The sequence below is a fragment of the Actinomyces sp. AC-20-1 genome (assembly GCF_023369555.1).
Lineage (GTDB): Bacteria > Actinomycetota > Actinomycetes > Actinomycetales > Actinomycetaceae > Actinomyces.
The window spans coordinates 26,358-43,731 of the sequence record NZ_JACJVC010000013.1 but is presented as its reverse complement, the minus strand read 5'-3'; the positions used below and the strand labels follow the sequence as shown (position 1 = coordinate 43,731).

The 17,374-nt window shown below is 70.5% G+C and carries 15 protein-coding genes and 1 tRNA gene; 9 read left to right on the top strand and 7 right to left on the bottom strand.

The features are described 5' to 3' along the window. The first annotated feature begins 43 nt into the window (after window positions 1-43). From H6X67_RS08375 to H6X67_RS08360, 4 genes are read left to right on the top strand one after another with little or no spacing between them, the layout of a single operon-like run. Complete coding sequence (locus tag H6X67_RS08375) at window positions 44-985, top strand: carbohydrate ABC transporter permease (protein WP_249367894.1); 942 nt, start codon at window positions 44-46, stop codon at window positions 983-985. A gap of 1 nt (window position 986) precedes the next feature. Further along, window positions 987-1,829 carry a carbohydrate ABC transporter permease gene (locus tag H6X67_RS08370; protein WP_249367896.1) on the top strand — a complete coding sequence of 281 codons (843 nt, stop codon included), beginning with the start codon at window positions 987-989 and terminating at the stop codon, window positions 1,827-1,829. A gap of 34 nt (window positions 1,830-1,863) precedes the next feature. Further along, entirely contained in the window at window positions 1,864-2,724 is an 861-nt protein-coding gene (locus H6X67_RS08365) for a ketose-bisphosphate aldolase (RefSeq protein WP_249367898.1), read from the top strand. Between the two features lie 50 nt (window positions 2,725-2,774). Further along, complete coding sequence (locus tag H6X67_RS08360) at window positions 2,775-3,968, top strand: ADP-dependent glucokinase/phosphofructokinase (protein WP_249367900.1); 1,194 nt, start codon at window positions 2,775-2,777, stop codon at window positions 3,966-3,968. 38 nt (window positions 3,969-4,006) lie between these two features. Here H6X67_RS08360 and H6X67_RS08355 read toward each other — a convergent pair whose 3' ends face one another. Together H6X67_RS08355 and H6X67_RS08350 are read right to left on the bottom strand one after the other, a co-directional pair. Then, the gene (locus tag H6X67_RS08355) at window positions 4,007-5,383 is read right to left on the bottom strand and encodes a DUF4032 domain-containing protein (RefSeq protein ID WP_249367901.1); all 1,377 of its coding nucleotides are present in this window, start codon (window positions 5,381-5,383) and stop codon (window positions 4,007-4,009) included. A gap of 121 nt (window positions 5,384-5,504) precedes the next feature. Continuing rightward, window positions 5,505-6,632, bottom strand: a complete 1,128-nt coding sequence (locus H6X67_RS08350; RefSeq protein WP_249367902.1) for an ABC transporter ATP-binding protein — start codon at window positions 6,630-6,632, stop codon at window positions 5,505-5,507. Window positions 6,633-6,857: 225 nt separating this feature from the next. On the opposite strand from H6X67_RS08350, the gene H6X67_RS08345 reads away from it, so the two are divergent. The 3 genes from H6X67_RS08345 to H6X67_RS08335 all read left to right on the top strand — a co-directional run bounded on the left by H6X67_RS08345 (window position 6,858) and on the right by H6X67_RS08335 (window position 9,785). Beyond that, window positions 6,858-8,693 carry a serine/threonine-protein kinase gene (locus H6X67_RS08345; RefSeq protein ID WP_249367904.1) on the top strand — a complete coding sequence of 612 codons (1,836 nt, stop codon included), beginning with the start codon at window positions 6,858-6,860 and terminating at the stop codon, window positions 8,691-8,693. 110 nt (window positions 8,694-8,803) lie between these two features. Further along, window positions 8,804-9,640: a DsbA family protein gene (locus H6X67_RS08340; RefSeq protein WP_249367906.1), complete on the top strand. Its 837-nt coding sequence runs from the start codon at window positions 8,804-8,806 to the stop codon at window positions 9,638-9,640. A 69-nt stretch (window positions 9,641-9,709) separates the two neighbouring features. Next, window positions 9,710-9,785 (top strand) — tRNA-Thr (locus H6X67_RS08335). Window position 9,786: 1 nt separating this feature from the next. On the opposite strand, the gene H6X67_RS08330 is transcribed toward H6X67_RS08335, so the two are convergent. Then, window positions 9,787-10,260: a Rossmann-like domain-containing protein gene (locus tag H6X67_RS08330; protein WP_311765831.1), complete on the bottom strand. Its 474-nt coding sequence runs from the start codon at window positions 10,258-10,260 to the stop codon at window positions 9,787-9,789. 291 nt (window positions 10,261-10,551) lie between these two features. Beyond that, window positions 10,552-11,229, bottom strand: coding sequence for a uracil-DNA glycosylase (locus tag H6X67_RS08325; RefSeq protein WP_249367909.1), 678 nt, complete (start codon window positions 11,227-11,229; stop codon window positions 10,552-10,554). Window positions 11,230-11,300: 71 nt separating this feature from the next. Here H6X67_RS08325 and H6X67_RS08320 point away from each other — a divergent pair, with 71 nt between their 5' ends. Further along, a complete protein-coding gene (locus H6X67_RS08320; RefSeq protein WP_249367911.1) occupies window positions 11,301-11,912 on the top strand; it encodes a LytR C-terminal domain-containing protein in 612 nt (203 codons plus the stop codon). A gap of 267 nt (window positions 11,913-12,179) precedes the next feature. Beyond that, on the top strand, window positions 12,180-13,799 hold the full coding sequence (gene groL / locus H6X67_RS08315; RefSeq protein WP_249367913.1) for a chaperonin GroEL: 1,620 nt from the start codon (window positions 12,180-12,182) through the stop codon (window positions 13,797-13,799). 113 nt (window positions 13,800-13,912) lie between these two features. On the opposite strand, the gene H6X67_RS08310 is transcribed toward groL, so the two are convergent. The 3 genes from H6X67_RS08310 to H6X67_RS08300 form a co-directional block, all read right to left on the bottom strand. Continuing rightward, on the bottom strand, window positions 13,913-14,215 hold the full coding sequence (locus H6X67_RS08310; RefSeq protein WP_249367915.1) for a WXG100 family type VII secretion target: 303 nt from the start codon (window positions 14,213-14,215) through the stop codon (window positions 13,913-13,915). 211 nt (window positions 14,216-14,426) lie between these two features. After that, window positions 14,427-15,686 carry a hypothetical protein gene (locus H6X67_RS08305; RefSeq protein ID WP_249367916.1) on the bottom strand — a complete coding sequence of 420 codons (1,260 nt, stop codon included), beginning with the start codon at window positions 15,684-15,686 and terminating at the stop codon, window positions 14,427-14,429. A 155-nt stretch (window positions 15,687-15,841) separates the two neighbouring features. Next, on the bottom strand, window positions 15,842-17,359 hold the full coding sequence (locus tag H6X67_RS08300) for a sensor histidine kinase (RefSeq protein ID WP_249367926.1): 1,518 nt from the start codon (window positions 17,357-17,359) through the stop codon (window positions 15,842-15,844). Window positions 17,360-17,374: the final 15 nt, after the last annotated feature.

The window sequence follows — 17,374 nt, the reverse complement described above, 5'->3', positions numbered from 1 at the left end:
CTCACCCGACGCCGGGCCCACAGCACCTCAGGAAGGTCAGTAGATGAGCGCCAGTGAAGCCGCTCCCGAGCAAGACAGCGGTGCAGGCACCCGCACCCTGCCCCTCGGCACCCGTGTCACCAGGGTCCTGGTGCCGTACGCGTACCTGTCGCCCACGGTGACCCTGCTCCTCGTCCTCATGGTCGTTCCGATCATCATCGTCATGGGCTACTCCCTCCAGGACGCTGTCATCATGACGAAGCAGTCCCACTTCGTCGGCCTGGAGAACTACATCGACATCCTCACCAGCGCGAAGTTCCGCACAGCGCTGGGAAACACGATCGTCTTCGTCGTTGTCAGCGTCGTCGCCCACATGCTCATCGGGCTCGGCTTCGCGCTGCTGCTCAACTCCGACGCCGTCTCCAACGTCACCAAAGCCGTCTTCCGCACGATCTTCGTCCTGCCCTGGCTGTTGACGGTCGCGATCATCGCGATCCTGTGGCGGCTGCTGCTCAACCCCAATGGAGTCGTCAACGCCGTCCTGTCCTCAGTCGGCCTGGTCTCGGGACAGCACGAGTATCTCGCCGACCCCGGCCTCGCCCTCGCCGTCGTCACCTTCATCAACATCTGGAGCGGCTACCCGTTCTTCATGATCTCCATCCTCGCCGGGCTGCAGGGCATCTCCCGCGACCTCTACGAGGCCGCGGAGGTCGACGGAGCCGGTGTCCTGCGACGCTTCTGGTCGATCACCATCCCGCAGCTGCGCCCCATCATCATCTCGATGGCCCTGCTCGACTTCATCTGGACCTCACAGCAGTTCGCCCTCATCTGGATGACCACGGGTGGCGGCCCACTCAACAAGACCGAGATGCTGTCGACTTTCACCTACAAGATGGCCTTCTCCGAGTACGACTTCGCCGGGGCCTCGGCCAGCGCCGTCATCATCCTCATCCTGTCGATGATCCTGGCGTTCTTCTATGTGCGCAGCCAGAGAGCGAGGGACTGACATGGGTGCCAAGCAGCGACGTCGGCTCCTGCACGTCACCGCGGTCTGGGTGGGGCTGATCCTCGGAGGCTGCTTCGCCGGTCTGCCTGTCTTCTGGATGCTCGTCTCCTCCTTCAAGCCGAACGCACGGATCTTCGCGACCCCACCCAGGATCATCGAGGAGGGCAGCTCCTTCGCCGCCTATCTGTCGATCTTCCACGACCCCGAGAAGATCCGGTTCTTCATCAACAGCTACCTCGTGGCGCTCACGGTGACGGCGTTGACCCTCGTCGTCGGCATCATGGCGGGATACGCCTTCAGCCGCTTCGAGTTCCCCGGGAAGCGCGTCCTCAACGTCGTCGTCATCTCGGTGCAGGCGGTCCCGCCGATCACCCTGCTCATCCCGTTCTTCGGGCTCATGGTGACGCTCAGGCTCTACAACACCTACCAGGGCCTCATTCTCACCTACATGGTGTTCACGCTGCCCTACGCGATCATCATGCTGACCGGTTACTTCAACACGCTGCCGCGCGAGCTGGACGAGGCCGCCAAGGTCGATGGCACCAGCACCTTCGGGGCCTTGTGGAAGGTGCTGGTGCCCATCTCGGTCCCCGGAATCGTGTCCGTCGGCATCTACACCTTCATGATCGCGTGGAACGAGTACCTCTTCGCCCTCACGCTCACACGCACGAATGACATGCGCACGGTGCCGATCGGGATCCAGCTCCTCATGGGACAGCACTCCTATGAGTGGAACGAGATGATGGCGATGTCTGTCCTGGGCTCGATCCCCGTCATCATCCTCTTCATTTTCTTCCAGCGGTACTTCATCGGAGGTATGACCGCTGGATCCGTCAAGAACTGAACTTGACGACCTCACACAGGAAGGTTCACACCAGATGCTGACCACAGGAAATGAGATCCTTGCCGTCGCTCATAAGCACGGATTCGCGGTCCCAGCGTTCAACATCTCCTCCTACTCCATGCTTCACGCCGTCGTGGACATCTGTGAGGAGAGGCGTTCTCCGCACATCATCGCGATCCATCCGGACGAGCTCGCGCACACCCGTGCGGACATGCTCAGCTCGATCATCCGTATCGCCCACGAGTCCTCAGTCCCGACGGCGATCCACCTGGACCACGGCGGCTCCTATGAGCAGGTCCTCTGGGCGATCCAGTGCGGTTTCACCTCCGTGATGATCGACAAGTCCTTCGTCTCCTTCGAGGAGAACGTCGCCGAGACCCGCCGAGTCGTCGATGCGGCCCATGCGGTCGGGCTGTCCGTGGAGGCCGAGCTGGGCACCATCGGGGTCTCGGACCAGTACGGAGAGACCGGCTCCGAGGAGATCCTCTACACCAACCCCGACGACGCGGTGCGCTTCATCGAGGCCACGGGGGCTGACTCGCTGGCGATCGCCATCGGGACGCGCCACGGCCTGTACCCGTCGGAGGTCAAGCCCGCTCTGCGGCTCGATCTCCTGGAGGAGATCAAGTCCCGGCTGCCGATCCCACTCGTGCTCCACGGCGGGTCCAACAACTCCGACACGGAGATCGCCGGCGCGGTGCGTGGCGGCATCAACAAGATCAACATCTCCTCAGACATCAAGTCCGCGTACTTCACCCGGATGCGCGAGGTCCTCGCGGACGTCCACCTGCGTGAGCCCAATGTCATCGAGCCGCCCTGCGAGGAGGCTCTGAAGATCTGCGCTGCGCAGAAGATCGACCTCTTCGAGTCCGCAGGCAAGGCCGACCTCTACTGATCGATCCCGGTAGATCGGCACAGACCCCTCACCCGCTCAAGGAGACTGGTATGTCGGGACGGATCGTCCTCGGACTTGGTGGCACGGTCGACCACGAGGTTGTCTGGGACGCGGTAGCGTTCCAGCGCCTCGTCGACGGCTACGACATCACTCTCGCCGAGCTCGAGGACGCTCCGTCCCCGGCTGCCCACAGCGAGCGGGAGATCGTGCTGGGCGTCCTGCGCTCGGTGCACCAGGCCGTCGGATGCGAGCTCTTCGTCAGGGACCGTGCCGACCTGCTCGCCTTCGACGCGCGCTTCGAGCACCGGGTCACACTGGGGGGCACCTGCGTACGGGCCGCGCTCGCACTGTCGCGCATCGGCGTTGGGTCCACCGTCCACCTGGTGTCCATCAGTGACGAGGTCCGCAGTCTGCTGCCCGACGACGTGGACTGGATCTGCTCGGCTGACGAGGACTCCCTCGACCCCCACATCATCGTGCAGTACCCGGCGGGTGTCAGCATCCGGCTGCAGGACGCCACCGTGGTCGCTTCCAGGCCCAACCGGGTCATTCTCGTCAACGACCCGCCCAACGAGCACATGAGGCTCAGCGCGCAGCTGCCGCATGTGCTGACCACCGCCTGCGTGGTCGCGGCCTCGGGCTTCAACACCATGAAGTCGGAGTCCGAGCTGCGTGTCCGGCTCGCCGAGCTGGAGCAGGCGCTGACCGCCGTTCCTGCCGGCACTCCCACCGTCTATGAGGACGCGGGGTTTCATGACGACACCCTGCGCGCCGTCGTCCTGGAGACGGTACGGCGGACCTTCGCACTGCACTCGCTCAACGAGGACGAGGCCCAGCGCTACCTGGGGCGGGAAGCTGACCTCACCGACCCCGTCGAGGTCGCGCGGATGATGACTGACCTGCTCGGCATACTCGGGGCTCCGACCATCATGGTCCACACGAGCCGGTACGCGGCCGTCATCGGCGCCGACGCCGAGCGTTTCCGCGAGGCCGGAGAGGCGGGGTGCCTCATGGCTTCGACCAGGTTCCTCCACGGAGACGGCTACACACGTGCTGAGTACGACGCCGTTGCCACGGCCCCACGAGAGGAGGTCGGCACCGCTCTCGCCCGGGATGCGGCGGTCCTGGCTGCTGGCGTGCTCATCGTGCCCGGCTTTGATGTACGCACTGAGCACCCGACGACGATCGGTCTGGGGGACGCGTTCATCGGCGGCGTCATGGGGGGATTGGCCGGGCTGCTCTGACGAGAGCGCGCTCCGCGCCCTCGGGCAGGGAGCGCGTCCTACTCGCCCTTGAACCTCATCCCGGCGGTGAAGCCGAAGGGGTTGAGGCTGTAGGCGGCGGCGGTCTCCTCGTCGCGGGCGGCGAACTCGGCGTCGTCCTCGGGCTCCGGCACGTCCTCGTCGTCGAAGATCGCGGCCATCTCCTGGGTGTCGCCCAGGGAGAGGTAGGCCTGCTCGTCCCAGTGCTGCGGCAGGACAGTCGCGACGTAGTCCGCGAGGGCCTCCTCGGTGCTCACCGCCCGCTGGGCCTGCTCGGACATGTACCAACGGTGCTCCAGGACCTCGTGGAAGATCTCGGCGGGCTCGAGCTTGCGGCGCAGCTCGACGGGGACGGCCTGGATGGTGGGCTCGAAGACCTCGGCGAGCCACGTGTGGGCGACGAGCTCGACGGGCTGGCCCTGAAGACCCCGGTAGACGCGGAAGGCCTCAAGGTCGTTGAGCATGCGCTGGCCCTGACGCTCCTCGACGTCGAGGCCCGTCAGGCGCATGACCTGACGGTGGTAGTGGCCGGCGTCGACCACCTTGGGCTGGATGGAGATCGTGGTGGAGCCGCCGTCGGCCGTCGTCTTCATGGACAGCTCGCCGACGTCGAAGCCGAGCTCGTTGAGGTGCTCGATGCGCTGGCGCACGCGCCAGCGCTCGTCCATCGGGAAGGTCTCCTCGCCGGTGAGGACGCTCCACAGCTCGGTGTAGCGGCTGACGATCCGGTCGCCGACCTCGATCGTGTCCACGGTGGGCTCCAGCAGGGCGCCCGCCTGGAGGTCCATGAGCTCGCCGATGATGTTGGTGCGCGCGACGTCGATGTCGTAGAGGCGCTTGCCCTCGGTCAGGCCCTCCGGGTAGAGCTCGCCGGTCTCGGCGTCGACGAGGTAGGCGGCGAAGGCCCCGGCGTCCCGGCGGAAGAGCGTGTTGGACAGGGAGACGTCGCCCCAGTAGAAGCCGAGCAGGTGCAGGCGCACGAGGAGCACGGCGAGGGCGTCGATGAGGCGCGAGGCGGTCTCCGGGCGCATGTACTGGCTGAAGAGGGCGCGGTAGGGCAGGGAGTAGGACAGGTGCTCCGTCACGAGGGCGGAGTTGAGGGCCTCGCCGTCCAGGTCGGTGCGTCCGGTGATGACGGCGGTGGGCACCACGCAGGGCGCGCCCAGGCGCCCGAGGTTGCGCAGGAGCTCGTACTCGCGGTGGGCGACGGACTCGCCGATCTCCTTGACGGCGATGACGCGCTCGGAGAGGTTGACGAATCGGACGATGTGCCGGGACAGGCCCCGGGGCAGCGCCGCCAGGACCTCGGCGGGCCAGTGCTCGAGCGGGGTCTCCCACGGCAGGTCGAGCAACGAGGGGTCGATGGTCGCTGCGGTGATCTGCATGGACTGGGGCATGACCGCATTCTCTCAGGTGGTGGGTTGTGCGTGCGAGCCGGGCGCAGACGGGGCGAGCCCCGCCCCTCGAGGAGAGGGACGGGGCTCGCGCTGGTGCTGGTGGCGGGTGCCGGCCTCAGCCTCAGGCGGGCAGACGCTCGCCGGTGGAGGCGGAGAACAGGTGCTCCTGGCCGGGGCGGATGCGCACGTGCACGGTCTCGCCCGGGTTCGGGGCGGTACGCGGGGGCACGCGGACGATGATCTGCGAGGAGTCCTCACCGGAGCCGAGCTTCTCTTCGGCGTTCTCGGCGCCGACGAGCTCGCCGTAGATGTAGGCGTCGGAGCCGAGCTCCTCGACGAAGGACAGGCGCACCGGGATGGAGAGCTCGTCCTGGGCGGCGACGACGTCGAGCGACTCGGGACGGAAGCCGATGACGATCTTGCCGTTGTCCTCGGGCTTGATGGCGTCGAGGGTGGCGCGCGACAGGCGGACGCGGGCGGAGCCCAGGACCGCGTCCTCGCCCTCGATCTTGAAGCGGCCGAGGTTCATGGCGGGGGAGCCGATGAAGCCGGCGACGAACTCGTTGGCGGGCTTGTCGTACATCTCGCGCGGGGTGCCGACCTGCTGCAGGAGGCCGTCCTTGAGGACCGCGATGCGGTCACCCATCGTCAGGGCCTCGGTCTGGTCGTGGGTGACGTAGACCGTGGTGACGCCCAGCGAGCGCTGGAGGGAGGCGATCTGGGTGCGGGTCTGGACACGGAGCTTGGCGTCCAGGTTGGACAGCGGCTCGTCCATGAGGAAGACCTTCGGCTTGCGCACGATGGCGCGACCCATGGCGACACGCTGGCGCTGACCACCGGAGAGGGCCTTCGGCTTGCGGTCGAGGTACTCGGTCAGGCCCAGGATCTTGGCGGCCTCCTTGACGCGCTGCTCGATCTCGGCCTTGGGGGTGCCGGCGATCTTGAGCGCGAAGCCCATGTTGTCCGCGACGGACATGTGGGGGTAGAGGGCGTAGTTCTGGAAGACCATGGCGATGTCGCGGTCCTTCGGCTGGACGTCCGTGACGTCCTTGTCGCCGATGAGGATGCGGCCGGAGTTGACGTCCTCCAGGCCGGCGAGCATGCGCAGGGAGGTGGACTTGCCGCAGCCGGAGGGGCCCACGAGGACGAGGAACTCGCCGTCGGCGATCTCGAGGTTGAGCTGGTCCACCGAGGGGCGGTCGTTGCCCGGGTAGACGCGAGTGGCGTGGTCAAAGGTCACCGTTGCCATAGGAAGCAATCCCTTCACCGGCAGGTACGTGCCGGACGATCCGTTGTGAAAGGTGCCGAATGCGTGTCCGCACTGACACATGCGTCCAGCAGGTGCCGGGCGCGGGCTCATCCTGTCACGTGCGGAGGCCGCTGGGCCACTGCCTGGTTGTCTGACTTCTCGCACTCATGGGTGACTCCGCTCACAGCGGGAGGTGGTGCGCGGCTGCCCGGTAGGGTGACGCCCATGACGCAGAACCCGGATGTGCGGGCGACCACCCCCACCTCCATCTCCGGCCTGCGCGCCGGGGCGGAGGTGGGCGGCTACCGGCTCGTCCGCCGGCTCGGGGCCGGGGGCATGGGCGTCGTGTGGGAGGTCTCCGACGGCGACTGCCACCACGTCGCCATGAAGATCCTCCACCCCCAGATCGCCGCGGACCCCATGGCCCGCAGGCGCCTGGACCGCGAGGCCTCCGTCCTCGCGCGCGTGCGCGACCCGCGCGTGGCCCGCATCCTCGACATCGAGACCGGTGACGGCGCCGACGGCACGGGCGTCACCTTCGTCATCACCGAGCTCGTCGACGGCCCCACCCTCCAGCACGAGGTGGACCACGAGGGCGCCTACGATCTCACCGAGGACGCCCGGGACCTGGCCGACCTCGCCCACGGGCTCGTGGACGCCCTCAAGGCCGTCCACGCCGCCGGGGTCATCCACCGCGACCTCAAGCCCTCCAACGTCATGCTGGGCGCGCAGGGACCCGTCCTCATCGACTTCGGCATCGCCCAGGTCGCCGACGACGTCCGCCTCACCCAGACCGGCCAGGTCACCGGCACCCCCGGCTTCATCCCGCCGGAGATGCTCGACGGCGGCGACCCCAGCCCCGGCGTCGACTGGTACGCCTGCGCCGGCGTCCTCCTCTTCGCCGTCACCGGCCGCGCCCCCTTCGGCTCCGGCCCGTGGCAGGCCGTCTTCCGCCGTGTCTACGCCGGGACCCCCGAGCTCGGGGACCTGGAGACGGCCAGCCCCGCCCTCGCCCGCGCCTTCACCGCCGCCCTGGCCCCCGAGGAGGGCGACCGCCTGAGCGTGGACGACCTGCTCGCGGTGCTGGACGAGGTCGCCGACGGCGGCAGCGGCGAGGCGGCCCTCGCGCGGACCCTCGGGGAGCGCGGAGCCCCCTCCTCCTACGGCTCCGTGCCGAGCGCGCCGGTGGCCGGCGCGAGCCCCGCCAACCCCGTGAGCCCGGTGAGCGCTGTGAGCCCAGTGGGTCCCGCGGGCCCGGGGCCCCGGCCCGTCCCCGTGCCGGGGGCGTCGCCGTCGGGAGGCTACGGCTACCTCAGCACCCCGGTCGGCGCGCGCGCCGCCGGCGTCCCGGACCCGCGCGTCTACGGGCCCCAGCCCGCGTCCCAGCCCGTCCCGGCCGGCCCCGTCGAGCAGCCCGGGCGGGAGCGGAGGCCCGAGGATGCCCTCCTCCTGCCCGAGTGGGCGCGCGAGCCTCGCCCGCACCGGCTCGTGGTGACCTCCGTCGCCCTCCTCCTGGCCGCTCTGGGCGTGTGGGTGCCCACGTGGTCCGTCCTCGTCGCCGCGGTGCTCATCGTCATCTCGGGCACCGTCGGCAGGGCCGACGACGCCCGGCGCGTCAGGCGCCTGGAGGCCGGTCGCGCCGGACGCGGGGACACCGCCCGCATGGTCGCCCTGTCCCCGGTGTACCTCCTGCGCTCGGTCGCCGCGTCCGCGGCCGCCGTCCTCGTCGGGGGTCTCGTGGCCGTCCTCATCGCCTACGGGGGCGCCGCCGTCGGGCTGGACCTCAGCGCGCTGCCCGGGGTGGTGCAGGGACTGAGCGAGTACCACCGCGCCGGAGCCTTCAGCGCCGCGCTCGTGGCCGTGTTCCTGTCCGTGGCCTGGTTCGTCCCGTGGGGAGCGCCCACGCGCCGGGGCGGGCGCAGGCTCATCGAGACGCTCACCCGCTCCACCTCCCCGCGCCTCATCCTCGTCATGGTGCTGCTCTCGGCGGTGCTCGGCGTGGCCGGGCTCTTCGCCCTGGGCGCCATGCCCCCGACGACCCTGGCGCCCCTGGCCCTCTGAGCCCCCGTGCGGGCCGTGAGGGACGACTCACCGCCCGCGGCTACGGCTCCCAGGGGCCCGACAGGCACAATGGCTAGCGTCAGCGACAGCAGCCGAGAACGAGGAGACCCATGGCGTCGAACGACAGGACCACCAAGGCCCAGCGCCGTGAGGCCGCGCGCGCCAAGGCCCGGGCCATGCGCGAGGAGCAGGAGCGCAAGGACAGGCGCGCGCGCCTGACCCGCCGCGCCCTCATCGGTGCCGCGGTCGTCGGCGTCGCCGGGGTCGGCGGCACCATGTACGTCCAGTCCCGCAACCGCCCCCAGCTCAGCGGCGGCACCATCGCCAGCAAGAAGGCGAGCACCGCCGGGGTGCCCGGTCCCGTGCTGTCCGACGCCTCCTGGACCTACGGGGGCTCCCTCGAGCCCGGGTCCACCGCGTCGGGCGCCACCATCGTCGAGATCTTCTTCGACTACTCCTGCCACTTCTGCGCCTACTTCGAGAACCTTCACCACGACGAGATCAAGAGCCTCGTGGAGAGCGGGGACGTCACGGTGGTGCTGCGGCCCAGCAAGCTCCTCAAGAGCGGCTGGACGGACATGGCGATGAACGCCATGGGCCTGGTGCTCGACGAGCAGCCCGAGGCGTCCTTCGCCTTCCACGCCGCCCTCATGACCCTCTTCGCCCGGATCTACGACGCCCAGGACACGTCGATGATGACGGTCGCCAACATCGTCACCGCCGCCGGTGAGGCCGGGGTCTCCGCGGACGTGTCGGCCCGGATCGATGCGGCCATCAAGGAGAACCGCTACGCCGCCTGGACCGCCCTGGGCGACCAGACCCTCAAGGAGTACGGCGTCAACGCCACCCCCACCGTCCTCGTCGCGGGCAAGACGGCGGACCTGACCAAGATCGCCACCGCCACGGGCCTGACCGACCTCATCCGCGCGGGTGGGGTCGCGGGCTGAGCCCGGAGGGCCGGGGCGCCCCGGGCGGGTCCTTGGCTGCGCACGCCTGCCTGTAGGCTGTCCCGCGACGCCGCGTTAGCTCAGTTGGTAGAGCAGCTGTCTTGTAAACAGCAGGTCATCGGTTCGAGTCCGATACGCGGCTCCACTCAGAGCGCCTGGCGCTGCTGGCCGGGGGCGAGCCCCAGGTGCACGCGGGTGCCGGCCCCGATGGTGCCGTCAGCCGGCAGGGACTGCGGCCGGTCGGGGCGGATACCGGCGTCCGGGACCCAGCCCGTCACCGTCTCCACACCCATCTCGAGCCACAGCGGGTGCAGGGGCGTGGACGGCCCCACCATGACCACGTGGGCGCCGCCGTCGGCCGCCAGCGCCACGAGCCTCGGCGCGGTCTTGTTGACCAGGGACGAGGAGGAGATGAAGACGTAGTCCGCCTCGGGCAGCAGGTACTTGCAGGCGGTGTCCGGGTAGTCGTCCGGGCGCAGGCTCCGCTCGAGGACCTGCACCTCGGCCGCCGTCGGCAGGGCGGTGCGGGCGAAGGGGAGGTGACCTGCATCGTCCAGGCGGTGCCCATGCCCGCTGCGGCGCCCGTGAGCGGGCAGGCGCTGGAGAACGCGCGCGTCCACCGCGGGTCGCGGTGCGAGGCGGTGACCGTGACGTCGGTCGGGAGGTCGTCGATGAGGGCGTCGTAGATCTCCCAGGGGCTGCTCATGGTCTCACTCCGTCAATTAGGCAAGGCTGACCTCACCATATGTGCTCAGGAGTGCCTGCACCACGGGCGTCTGACAGCCGGGACGACCCACCCGTCAGTGTCTACGCAGGGCGATGAGGGCGGCAGCCAGCCCACCATGTCGTCACGGCCGGGCGGGCCAGCTGCCCTCGCTCCTCCATCCGGTCCGCCGTCGCCGTCGACGCTCTCAGGGCAGGCGCCAGTCCACGGGGGCGGCCCCCTGCGCCACCAGCATCTCGTTCGCCCGGCTGAACGGACGCGACCCGAAGAACCCCCGCGACGCGCTCAGCGGCGAGGGGTGGGGCGAGGCGATGACGGGCGTCATCCCCAGCAGGGGGGTCAGCGACTGCGCCGGACGCCCCCACAGGATCGCCACCAGCGGCCCTCCCCGCTCCACCAGCGCCTCGATGGCGCGCTGCGTCACCGTCTCCCAGCCCCACCCGCGGTGCGAGGCCGGGGCCCCCGGGCGCACCGTGAGCACGCGGTTGAGGAGCATGACCCCCTGGCGCGACCACGGCGTGAGGTCGCCCGTCGTCGGACGCTCGACACCCAGGTCCGAGATCAGCTCGGTGTAGATGTTGACCAGGCTGCGCGGAGGCTGGACCCCCGGCTGGACGGAGAAGCTCAGCCCCATCGGGTGGCCCGGCGTCGGGTACGGGTCCTGCCCGACGATGAGGACCTTGACCTCCTCCATCGGGTAGGTGAAGGCCCGCAGGACGTCGGTGCCCGCCGGCAGGTAGCCGCGTCCCGCCGCGATCTCCTGGCGCAGGCGCGCGCCGATCTCGTGGACCGTGGGCTCGACGGGAGCCAGGGCCGCCGCCCAGGACGGGTCGACCAGCTCGGACAGGGGCTTGGCGTCACTCACGCGCCGAGCGTAGCCGCGGCCCACGCCGCGCCGCACGGCCGGATCCGCCCCGCTGCGGTTATTCTCGCCGTGTGAGCCAGTACCCGTACCCCGAGGACGAGTTCGACGCCCGGAGCGACGACGGGCCCGTACCCGTCGGAGTCCACCGCGCCCCCGTGCCGGCCTGGCGCGGCTGGCTGCCGCTGCTGCTGGTCATCGTCGTCGTCCCGCTGCTCGCCTGGGGGGCGGTCGCGCTGCTCGGATCCAGGTCCGCGCTGCCCGGCGGCGCCGTGACGGGTCCGACCCAGACCGAGACGGCCCAGGACACCGCCGCGACCGAGGCCCCGGCCGTCGCCGAGACCGAGGCCCCGGCCGAGCCGGAGCCGGCCGAGCCCACCGAGGAGCCCGCCACGGCCGACCTCACGACGGGCGTCACGGTCCACAACGGCACGGTCACCAACGGGCTGGCCGCCCGGACCTCGGACCGGCTCTCCAACGCCGGCTACACCGCGGTCACGGTCTCCCCGGGCTCCTACGAGGAGGCCGAGCCGGAGCTCACGACCGTCTACTACTCCGCCCCGGAGCACGCCGCCACCGCCCGGGCGGTCGCCGAGGCCCTGGGCATCACGAACGTCGTCGAGGACCCGCAGATGGCAGTGTCCAACCCGATCGTCCTGGTTCTGCGCGACGACTTCGTGGAGTGAGGCCCGCGCCGACGACGGTGCGCTCAGTTCGCCGCCAGCCGACCCAGACCTGAGCGTCTTGCACTCAAGGGGCGAGAGTGCCAGAGTTGCGGTTAGCACTCGGGGCTGTCGAGTGACAGCCGGACCCGCTCCGGCCACGACGCCGCCCCGGTGAGGCAACCAGACCAGCAGGTGAGGGCCAGTGCTCCGCGGGACAGGAACGCGGAGCGCCGACCCGTCCGTCGCGGGCGCCGGCCGGTCACCCAACCCCAGTGGAGGAATCACCACATGGCCAAGATCATCGCCTTCGACGAGGAGGCCCGCCGCGGAATGGAGCGAGGCCTCAACGTCCTCGCCGACACCGTCAAGGTCACCCTCGGCCCCAAGGGCCGCAACGTCGTCCTCGACAAGAAGTGGGGCGCCCCCACGATCACCAACGACGGCGTCACCATCGCCAAGGAGATCGAGCTCGAGGACCCCTACGAGAAGATCGGCGCCGAGCTCGTCAAGGAGGTCGCCAAGAAGACCGACGACGTCGCCGGTGACGGCACCACCACCGCGACCGTCCTCGCCCAGGCGCTCGTGCGCGAGGGCCTGCGCAACGTGGCCGCCGGCGCCAACCCCATCGCCGTGCGCCGCGGCATCGACAAGGCCGTGACCAAGGTCGTCGAGCGCCTGCTCGCCGACGCCAAGGACGTCGAGACCAAGGACGAGATCGCGGCCACCGCCTCGATCTCCGCCGCTGACGAGCAGATCGGCTCCTTCATCGCCGAGGCCCTGGAGAAGGTCGGCCACGACGGCGTCATCACCGTCGAGGAGTCCAACACCTTCGGCCTCGAGCTCGAGGTCACCGAGGGCATGCGCTTCGACAAGGGCTTCATCTCCCCCTACTTCGTCACCGACGCCGACCGCCAGGAGGCCGTCCTCGAGGACGCCTACGTCCTGCTCGTCGAGTCCAAGATCTCCAACGTCAAGGACCTGCTGCCCCTGCTGGAGAAGGTCATGCAGTCCGGCAAGCCGCTGGCCATCATCGCCGAGGACGTCGAGGCCGAGGCCCTGGCCACCCTCGTCGTCAACCGCATCCGCGGCACCTTCAAGTCCGTGGCCGTCAAGGCCCCCGGCTTCGGCGACCGCCGCAAGGCGATGCTGCAGGACATGGCGATCCTCACCGGCGGCACCGTCATCTCCGAGACCGTCGGCCTCAAGCTCGAGAACGCCACCCTCGAGGACCTGGGCCAGGCCCGCAAGGTCGTCGTCACCAAGGACGAGACCACCATCGTCGAGGGCGCCGGGGACAAGGACGCCATCGAGGCCCGCGTCTCCCAGATCCGTGGCGAGATCGAGAACTCCGACTCCGAGTACGACAAGGAGAAGCTCTCCGAGCGCCTGGCCAAGCTCGCCGGCGGTGTCGCCGTCCTCAAGTCCGGTGCCGCCACCGAGGTCGAGCTCAAGGAGCGCAAGCACCGCATCGAGGACGCCGTGCGCAACGCCAAGGCCGCCGTCGAGGAGGGCATCGTCGCCGGTGGTGGCGTCGCCCTCATCCAGGCCGCCGAGGTCCTCGACTCCCTCGAGCTCGAGGGTGACGAGGCCACCGGTGCCGCCATCGTCCGCGTCGCCGTCGAGGCCCCGCTCAAGCAGATCGCCGTCAACGCCGGCTACGAGGGCGGCGTCGTCGTCGACCGCGTGCGCCACCTGCCCGTCGGTGAGGGCCTCAACGCCGCCACCGGCGAGTACGTCAACCTCCTGGGCGCCGGCATCGCCGACCCGGTCAAGGTGACCCGCTCCGCCCTGCAGAACGCCGCCTCCATCGCGGGCCTGTTCCTCACCACCGAGGCCGTCGTCGCCGACAAGCCGGAGCCCCCGGCCGCCCCGGCCGCCGGCGGTGACGACATGGGTGGCATGTACTGAGCCCACGACCAGACGGCTGACCCCGCACGGTCATGACCCGGGCCGCCCCTGCAGCAGCAGGGGCGGCCCGGTCGCGTTCCGAGGTGCTCCGCCCGGGCGCCGGCCTGTGCGGCTCAGCGCGCCGGCGGGGTCGTGAACAGGGAGGTGGTCGTGCTCTCCGCCTCGTCGTAGGAGGTCGCCGCCTGGTCCAGGGCCAGGCTGATGGCGTCCAGGCTCGACTGCACCTGCAGCTGGGTCAGGTGCCAGTCGCTGGCGCAGGTGGCCATCGACGAGGCCGCGCCACCGGTCCAGGACTCCTGCAGCAGGCCGATGTCCGCGCTCATGGCGTCCACCTCCTCCTGGATCGTGGTGACGCGGGTGCGCGTGCGTGCGGCCGTGTCGGTGACGGCCTGGGTGTCGACGGAGAAGACGGGCATGGCGGGGTCCTTCCTCGGGCTCCTTGGGGGGCGGCGTCCGGTGCGGGCGCAGGACCACGCTAGGAGGGCGCTGCGTCGACGGCGAGGCCCCGCCACCCCGCCTGTGGACAAACCCGGTAGTCGGCTGACGCGGAAGGCGCCTGTGGAGCCCGGCAGCCTGACTCACGTAGCTCCGCCCCGACGGGGCCGTCGAGGGGAGGGGCGGTGGCCCTCAGAGCCCGGCGGCGCCGTCGTCGACGATCTCGGCGACCACCGGCGTGATCTCACCCGTGCGCGCCTCGCGCAGGCACTTGGCCTCCTCGGCCTTGAGCCGCAGGCGCTCCGCCATCTTGAGGCGCTCGGACTCGGCCTGGGCCTGACGGTCCGCCGGCGCCTCCTGCCCCAGCGGCTTGGAGGACAGGATCGCGTCAAGGTCCTCGATGCAGGACTCCATCGAGGTCGCGTGCTCCATCACCCGGGAGACCTCCTGCGGGCCCAGCGCCCTGGCGGCGGTCTCGGCGCGACGCACCGGCGGCGTGCTCGTGCGTGCGGTCGGCGGCGTGCTCACGCGCGGCAGGCCACCACTCGGGGTGGGGGCGCTGTGAGCCGACTGAGGCGACTGGGAGGGCTCGGCCGGCGCACCCGGCGCAGTGGACCCGGTGGCCCCAGTGGACCCGGTGGGCCCACCGGCCCCGGCCGGGGCAGCCGGCGTGTCCGTGGCCGAGACGGCCGGCTCGCCGGCGGCACCGCTCTGCACGGCCTCGTGCTCGTCCAGGCCGCCGGCAGGCACGACGACCTCATTGGGCAGGGCGGCCAGACCGTCCTCCAGGCGCTTGCGCTCCGCCTCAAGGTTCTCGCGCGCGGCGGCCTCCCAGCGCTGCCCCAGCGGCGAGCAGAACAGGCTCTCGCGCGCCAGGAGCCGGGAGACGATCGCCAGACGGGCGCGCAGGTAGTCGCCGTCGGGGATGTGGGCGTACTCCTGGCGCACGAGCTCGCGGTAGCGCTTGTACTCCTGGGGGTCCACGGCGAGCGTGCCCAGGTCCGCGTCATTGAGTGCGAGGGCGTCGATGTCGCCCTGCTCCAGGTTGTGACGCTTGAGGTTGATGATGAGCGCGCACACGCGCTCGGTGACCCTCTCCGGCACGCCCAGGGCCGTGAGGTCCTCACGGGCGTAGGCCGCCGAGGCCTCCTCGTCCTCCCCGCCGTTGCGACAGTAGGTCTGCTCCGACGCCGAGGAGAAGACGCAGCCGTGGTACCAGGCGGCCAGGCGCATGACGTCCGGGTTGTGCGACTCGTCCGCGAGCTCGTCCACGCGGGCCAGCATGTCGATGGCGTGCTTGAGGTTGTGGAAGCGGCGGTCGGGGCTCGCCCACATCTCGATGAGGCGCTCACCGGCCTGGTGCACCTGCTCGGTGGTCGCGGTCGAGCCCAGCGCCCGCACGGAGCGGACGTAGGCCGGCAGGAGCCACTGAGGTGCGTCGACGACGCCCATGGGAAGAGCCTCCGGGTCGGAACCTAGGACGCCCCATCGTAGGACCAGCGCACGGCCGGCAGGGGCCCTCCCGGTGTTCCGAAGGCCACCCCGGGGCAAGCGAGGTCACACCGTGGGCGTCCCGGGCCGCCCGGTGGGGGGACCCTCGTCCCGGCTCAGACGCCCGGGACCGTGCTGCCCGGTGAGCCCTGTGAGTCCATCGGGCCCGGTGGCGCCAGCGGGATCTCGATGCGCACGGTCGCACCGCCCCCCGGCGTCTGGAGCATGCGCACGCTGCCCCCGTGCCGGCCGACGATCGCGGACACGATCGCCAGCCCCAGGCCCGAGCCGCCCGTCTCCCGGTTGCGGGAGGTGTCCGCACGGTAGAAGCGCTGGAAGACCTTCTCCGCCTCCGAGGCCGGCACCCCCGGTCCGTGGTCGCGCACCTCGACGACGGCGCAGCGGCCGGCCTGCGTGCCCACGGCCCCCACCGCGATCTCCACCGGGGAGCCCGACGGCGTGTGCCGGGTGACGTTGCCCAGCAGGTTCGTCACCACCTGGCTCAGGCGGTCCCGGTCACCGGTGACGACGACGGGACCCGGCTCGGCGCCGTCGTCGAGCAGGTCCACGAGGGCGCAGTCCCGCTCAGGGGCCAGGACGGCCATGTCCGCCAGGGCCCCCGCGCACACGCCGGTGAGGTCCACCGGCTCGAGGACCATCTTGCGGCCCTCGTCCATCCGGGCCAGCTGCAGCAGGTCCTCCACCAGACGGCCCATGCGCGAGGCCTCGGTCTCGATACGGCCCATGACCTCGGCCTGACGCTCGGGTGGCACACCGCCCATGCGGTACAGCTCGCCGTAGCCGCGGATCGCCGCCAGCGGTGTGCGCAGCTCGTGGGAGGCGTCGGAGACGAAGCGCGTCATCCGCTCCTGGGCCACGACCTGGACGCTGAAGGCACGCTCGTTCTGCTGGAGCATCTGGTTGAGCGCGCGCTGGAGCGAGCCCACCTCCGTGTCGCGCGGCTCCGTCAGCGGCACGCGCGCAGACAGGTCGCCCGAGGCGATGCGCCCCGCCACCGTCTCGATCTGGCGCAGCGGCCTGAAGGAGCGGTGGACCAGGTAGGTTCCCGCGACGGCGCCGACGAGGATGATCGCCACGTCCGTCAGCGCCACGACGAGCCGTGAGCGCTCCACCGCCTCGAGCAGGTCCGTCAGCGGCAGGGCGATGGCCACGACCCCCAGGTACTCGCCCGTGCGCGAGTCCCGCAGCGGCAGGGAGATGACCCGCCAGGGGTGCCCGATGAGGTCGGAGGAGACCGTGTAGGGCTGGGGCCCGGTGACCTGGGCGAGGGCCTCCTCGAGGCTGAGCTCACCGACCTGGGGGACGCCGTACTCGCGGGCCGTGTCGTCGTTGATCATGAAGCCGGACTCGCCGTCGAGGTACTGGGCCTCCACGTAGTAGGTCGACGGCATGAGCGACTCGTTGCCCGTGCGGATCTGGGTCGCGCCCTGGGACCCAATGGCCGTCGCCGTCGTGCGCAGCTGGTCATCGACCTGGCTCAGCAGGTGCGTCTGCAGCAGCGAGGTCATCGCCAGGGAGGCGGAGAGCAGGCCGACGGTGAGCAGGGCCGTGGTGATGAGGACCAGGCGCGAGCGCAGCGGCTGGGCGTGCCACAGGCGGCTCGCCTTGACCACCGGGTGGAAGCGCCC

Bases quoted from the DNA above. Each gene is read 5' to 3' on its own strand.
- H6X67_RS08345 (WP_249367904.1), top strand. From the start codon at position 6,858: ATGACGCAGAACCCGGATGTGCGGGCGACCACCCCCACCTCCATCTCC.
- H6X67_RS08355 (WP_249367901.1), bottom strand. From the start codon at position 5,383: ATGCCCCAGTCCATGCAGATCACCGCAGCGACCATCGACCCCTCGTTG.
- H6X67_RS08340 (WP_249367906.1), top strand. From the start codon at position 8,804: ATGGCGTCGAACGACAGGACCACCAAGGCCCAGCGCCGTGAGGCCGCG.
- H6X67_RS08360 (WP_249367900.1), top strand. From the start codon at position 2,775: ATGTCGGGACGGATCGTCCTCGGACTTGGTGGCACGGTCGACCACGAG.
- H6X67_RS08365 (WP_249367898.1), top strand. From the start codon at position 1,864: ATGCTGACCACAGGAAATGAGATCCTTGCCGTCGCTCATAAGCACGGA.
- H6X67_RS08350 (WP_249367902.1), bottom strand. From the start codon at position 6,632: ATGGCAACGGTGACCTTTGACCACGCCACTCGCGTCTACCCGGGCAAC.
- groL (WP_249367913.1), top strand. From the start codon at position 12,180: ATGGCCAAGATCATCGCCTTCGACGAGGAGGCCCGCCGCGGAATGGAG.
- H6X67_RS08305 (WP_249367916.1), bottom strand. From the start codon at position 15,686: ATGGGCGTCGTCGACGCACCTCAGTGGCTCCTGCCGGCCTACGTCCGC.
- H6X67_RS08370 (WP_249367896.1), top strand. From the start codon at position 987: ATGGGTGCCAAGCAGCGACGTCGGCTCCTGCACGTCACCGCGGTCTGG.
- H6X67_RS08375 (WP_249367894.1), top strand. From the start codon at position 44: ATGAGCGCCAGTGAAGCCGCTCCCGAGCAAGACAGCGGTGCAGGCACC.
- H6X67_RS08310 (WP_249367915.1), bottom strand. From the start codon at position 14,215: ATGCCCGTCTTCTCCGTCGACACCCAGGCCGTCACCGACACGGCCGCA.